Source organism: Gordonibacter pamelaeae 7-10-1-b (genome assembly GCF_000210055.1).
Taxonomy (GTDB): domain Bacteria; phylum Actinomycetota; class Coriobacteriia; order Coriobacteriales; family Eggerthellaceae; genus Gordonibacter; species Gordonibacter pamelaeae.
This window is the reverse complement of sequence record NC_021021.1, coordinates 229,546-233,416: the sequence shown is the minus strand read 5'-3', so window position 1 is coordinate 233,416 and position 3,871 is coordinate 229,546. Positions and strand designations below refer to the sequence as shown.

The following is a 3,871-nucleotide window of genomic DNA, read 5'->3' as shown; positions in this document are numbered from 1 at the left end:
GGGCCCCACGGAGGCGTCGCCCGTGAGGTCGATGCGCACCATGGCCAGGGCGAGCGGTGCGGCGCCGGACGTGCCGATGGTGCCGGAGCCGTAGGGGCGGTCGGCCCACTGGGGGTCCACCTGGTACAGCTGCGGCACGGTTCCCTGCTGCCACGTCGATGGCGCCGCGCTGAGCGTGGCCTTCGTCGTTGCGGCGGGCTCGTCGGTCAGGATGGCGTTGTCGACGATGCCGGTGAAGCCGTTCGCAACGCCAATCCCCACGAAGGCCGCACCCACGGCGATGACCGCCATGAGCATGACCGCCGCTAGGATGCGCATGGGCTCGATGTCGGTGAACAGGGGTTTTGCATCGACCCGCGCACCATGGGCCTGCGGAGGGCACACGGTCTCGCAGGCGCGGTAGGACACGACGCGCCGCTCGTTCTCGCGTGGCGCCGACGAGTAGCGCACGCCCTGCGCGCAGTCCGGCAGGGTGTGCCGCTCGGATGCGTACGGGTCGACGCGGCCGCCGGTGCTCGCCTGCTCGGCGACGAAGTAGGGCAGTCCACGGTACGGCATGCCGCGCCTCCTTTCAAAGGGTTCTCGGGCTTGCGGGGCCGGCGCGGCTCTCCCGCGCCCGGCACCCGGGGGTTTCTATGGGTGCGAAGAGGGAGTTTAGGCCGTACGTGCGCCTTGCCGTCTATGATCGGGGCATTCGTTTCCCGCGCATGGCCGATCAGTCAGCGAACCGACACGTGGGCGGCGCCTGCGCGCGGCTTTCCCCGCCGCCCGCGCCGTCCGCTGATCTTTTCCCCGCCGCCTGCGCAAACACGTCGCGTGCATAGTACAATGCACCCATGACCAACCACCCGGCCCGCGTGCGCCGCGGCGCGCCAGCCGCCCGCAACGTGCTCGGCCGGGGAACCGAGGAGAGAGAAGGAGCGCGCATGGCCAGGGTGTACAACTTTTCAGCAGGTCCCGCCGTCTTGCCGGAGGAGGTGCTGGCCGAGGCAGCGTCCGAGATGCTCGACTACCGCGGCTCGGGCATGTCCGTCATGGAGATGAGCCATCGCTCCAAGCCGTTCGGCGAGATCATCGAGAACGCCGAGGCCGACCTGCGCGAGCTCGTGGGCATTCCCGACAACTACCGTGTGCTGTTCCTGCAGGGCGGCGCGTCGCAGCAGTTCGCCGCCGTGCCAATGAACCTCATGAAGAACCGCGTGGCCGACTATATCGTCACCGGCGCCTGGGCGAAGAAGGCCTTCAAGGAAGCCAAGATCTTCGGCGACGCCCGCGCCATCGCCAGCAGCGAGGACGAGACGTTCTCCTACATCCCCGACTGCTCCGACCTGGACGTGTCGCCCGATGCCGACTATGTGTACATCTGCGAGAACAACACCATCTACGGCACGAAGTTCCACACGCTGCCGAACACCAAGGGCAAGGACCTCGTGGCCGACGTGTCGTCGTGCTTCCTGTCCGAGCCGGTGGACATCACCCGCTACGGCGTCATGTACGGCGGCGCGCAGAAGAACATCGGCCCGGCCGGCGTGGTCATCTCCATCATCCGCGAGGACCTTATCACGGACGACGTGCTGGAGGGCACGCCCACCATGCTGAAGTGGAAGACGCAGGCCGACGCGAACTCGCTCTACAACACGCCGCCCGCCTACGGCATCTACATCTGCGGCAAGGTGTTCAAGTGGCTGAAAGACCAGGGCGGCCTCGAGGCCATGCAGCAGCGCAACCAGGAGAAGGCCGCGCTGCTCTACGACTTCCTCGATGCGAGCAAGCTCTTCCGCGGCACCGTGCGCAAGGAGGACCGCTCGCTCATGAACGTCCCGTTCGTCGCCGGCGACGCCGACCTCGACGCGGCGTTCGTGGCCGAGGCCAAGGCCGCCGGCCTGGAGAACCTGAAAGGCCACCGCAGCGTCGGCGGCATGCGCGCCAGCATCTACAACGCCATGCCCCGCGCCGGCGTCGAGGCCCTCGTGGCCTTCATGGACAAGTTCGAGCAGGCGCATAAGTAGCACCGCCGACGGGGTGGAGCGCATGCGGATTGATTCCGTGCTCCACCCTCGTTTGCCGGGCCCAGCACGCTGCCGCCTGCCCGCACGCCGCCAGTCTGTAGCACGCCGCCAGCTTGCACGCCGCTTGCTCTCGCGGGCTTGTTTCGTGCACGGGAAAGCGCGTTTTGCGGCAGATTTTGCAAGCTATTCGTCGTTGCGGAGGCGGTCCTGCGCGCTTGCGGGAAGTGTCGAGCGTTTGAACAGGGAAGATGCGTAAAACTGACTCGGATCCGATACGCTGTCGGCAGACGGTCGGGCTTCTGCGACGAATAACTTGCAAAACCTGCCGCAAACGATGGGTTCTGCCGCGCACGAGTCCCCGTGCGCCACGATGCTTGCCGCCTCGGCGACTTCGGCATCGAAAGCGGTGGGTGGGGCCGGTATCGGCAGGCTTCCGATTCCCGACCCCTTTCGTGTGAATTTCCTGCGGGGATCCTTCGAGCGTCAAAGTTTTTCTTGCGCGGCGGGGATCGAGGGGTATACTAACGCCCAACAACCTCATAGATCGAAATGCGATGACGAGGACCAGTAGGGACGAATCCATCTTCAGAGAGCCGGCGGTACGCTGCGAGCCGGCGGTGGACGGTCCGAACGCCCCCTCCGAGCAGTTCGGCATGAACGTTTCGCGCGCGGACGGACGACCTCCGGTTCGGCGCGCGGGGCAAGTAGGGCTGGACCGGCGACAACCGTTACTTGTCTAAGCGTGCAGCGCGGCATCGGGCCGCGGCGCATTCTTTCTCCTAACCGTGGTCCTGGTGCAGCGTCTTGCCTGCAGCGGGATTTTTTTATGGGCAGAGGGCCGCATCCGCGCGCGCCGCAGGCGCGAGGCGGGGACGGCGCGCATGGGAGGAAGGACTGGCATGCAACGAAGAAGCTCGGCCGTCACCGAGGGCGTGGCGCGTGCGCCGCACCGCAGCCTGCTCAAGGCCGACGGCATCACCGACGAGGAGCTTGAGCGGCCGCTCGTCGCCGTCTTCAACTCGCGCAACGACATCATCCCCGGCCACAACAACCTCGACAAGATCGCCGAGGCCGTGAAGGCCGGCATCTACCTGGCCGGCGGCGTGCCGTTCGAGATCGGCACCATCGGCGTGTGCGACGGCATCGCCATGAACCACGACGGCATGCACTACTCGCTCGTGTCGCGCGAGGTCATCGCCGACTCGCTGGAATGCGCGGTGCAGGGCCACGCCTTCGACGCGCTCGTGTGCATCCCGAACTGCGACAAGATCGTGCCGGGCATGCTGCTGGGCGCGCTGCGCGTGAACATCCCCACGGTGTTCGTGTCGGGCGGCCCGATGCTCGCCGGCAAGCAGCCGGGAGGGTGCGGCCCCGCCACCGACCTCAACACGCTGTTCGACGGCGCGGCCCAGGTCATGAACGGCACGATGACCGAGGACGAGCTCAAGTACTACGAGGATACGGCGTGCCCCACCTGCGGCAGCTGCTCGGGGATGTTCACGGCGAACTCTATGAACTGCCTGTGCGAGGCGCTCGGCATCGCGCTTCCCGGCAACGGCACGATTCCCGCGGTGTACTCCGAGCGCATCCGCCTGGCGAAGCACGCCGGCATGAAGGTGATGGAGCTTCTGGAGCAGGGCGTCTGCGCGCGCGATATCGTGAGCGCGGCCGCCGTCCATAACGCCATGGAATGCGACATGGCCTTCGGCGGCTCCACGAACACGGTGCTGCACCTCACGGCCATCGCGCGCGAGGCGGGCTGCCCCATCACGATGGACGACTGGGACGCGGCGAGCGCGCGCACGCCGCACCTCGTGAAGCTCGCGCCCTCCGGCCCGCGCCCGCTCTCCGACCTCTACGAG

Annotated in this window: 2 protein-coding genes and 1 pseudogene; 2 read left to right on the top strand and 1 reads right to left on the bottom strand. The window is 67.2% G+C overall.

Annotated elements, in window-relative coordinates:
- Positions 1-558 (bottom strand): annotated as a pseudogene (locus GPA_RS18630) (hypothetical protein); the annotation flags it as partial.
- 368 nt (positions 559-926) lie between these two features.
- On the opposite strand from GPA_RS18630, the gene serC reads away from it, so the two are divergent.
- Entirely contained in the window at positions 927-2,009 is a 1,083-nt protein-coding gene (gene serC, locus GPA_RS01020) for a 3-phosphoserine/phosphohydroxythreonine transaminase (RefSeq protein ID WP_041238723.1), read from the top strand.
- A gap of 899 nt (positions 2,010-2,908) precedes the next feature.
- A partial coding sequence (locus tag GPA_RS01015; protein WP_197533050.1) for a dihydroxy-acid dehydratase domain-containing protein occupies positions 2,909-3,871 on the top strand: 963 nt, incomplete at its 3' end.

Excerpts from the sequence above, each read along its gene's own strand:
- serC (WP_041238723.1), top strand. The coding sequence starts at position 927 with ATGGCCAGGGTGTACAACTTTTCAGCAGGTCCCGCCGTCTTGCCGGAG.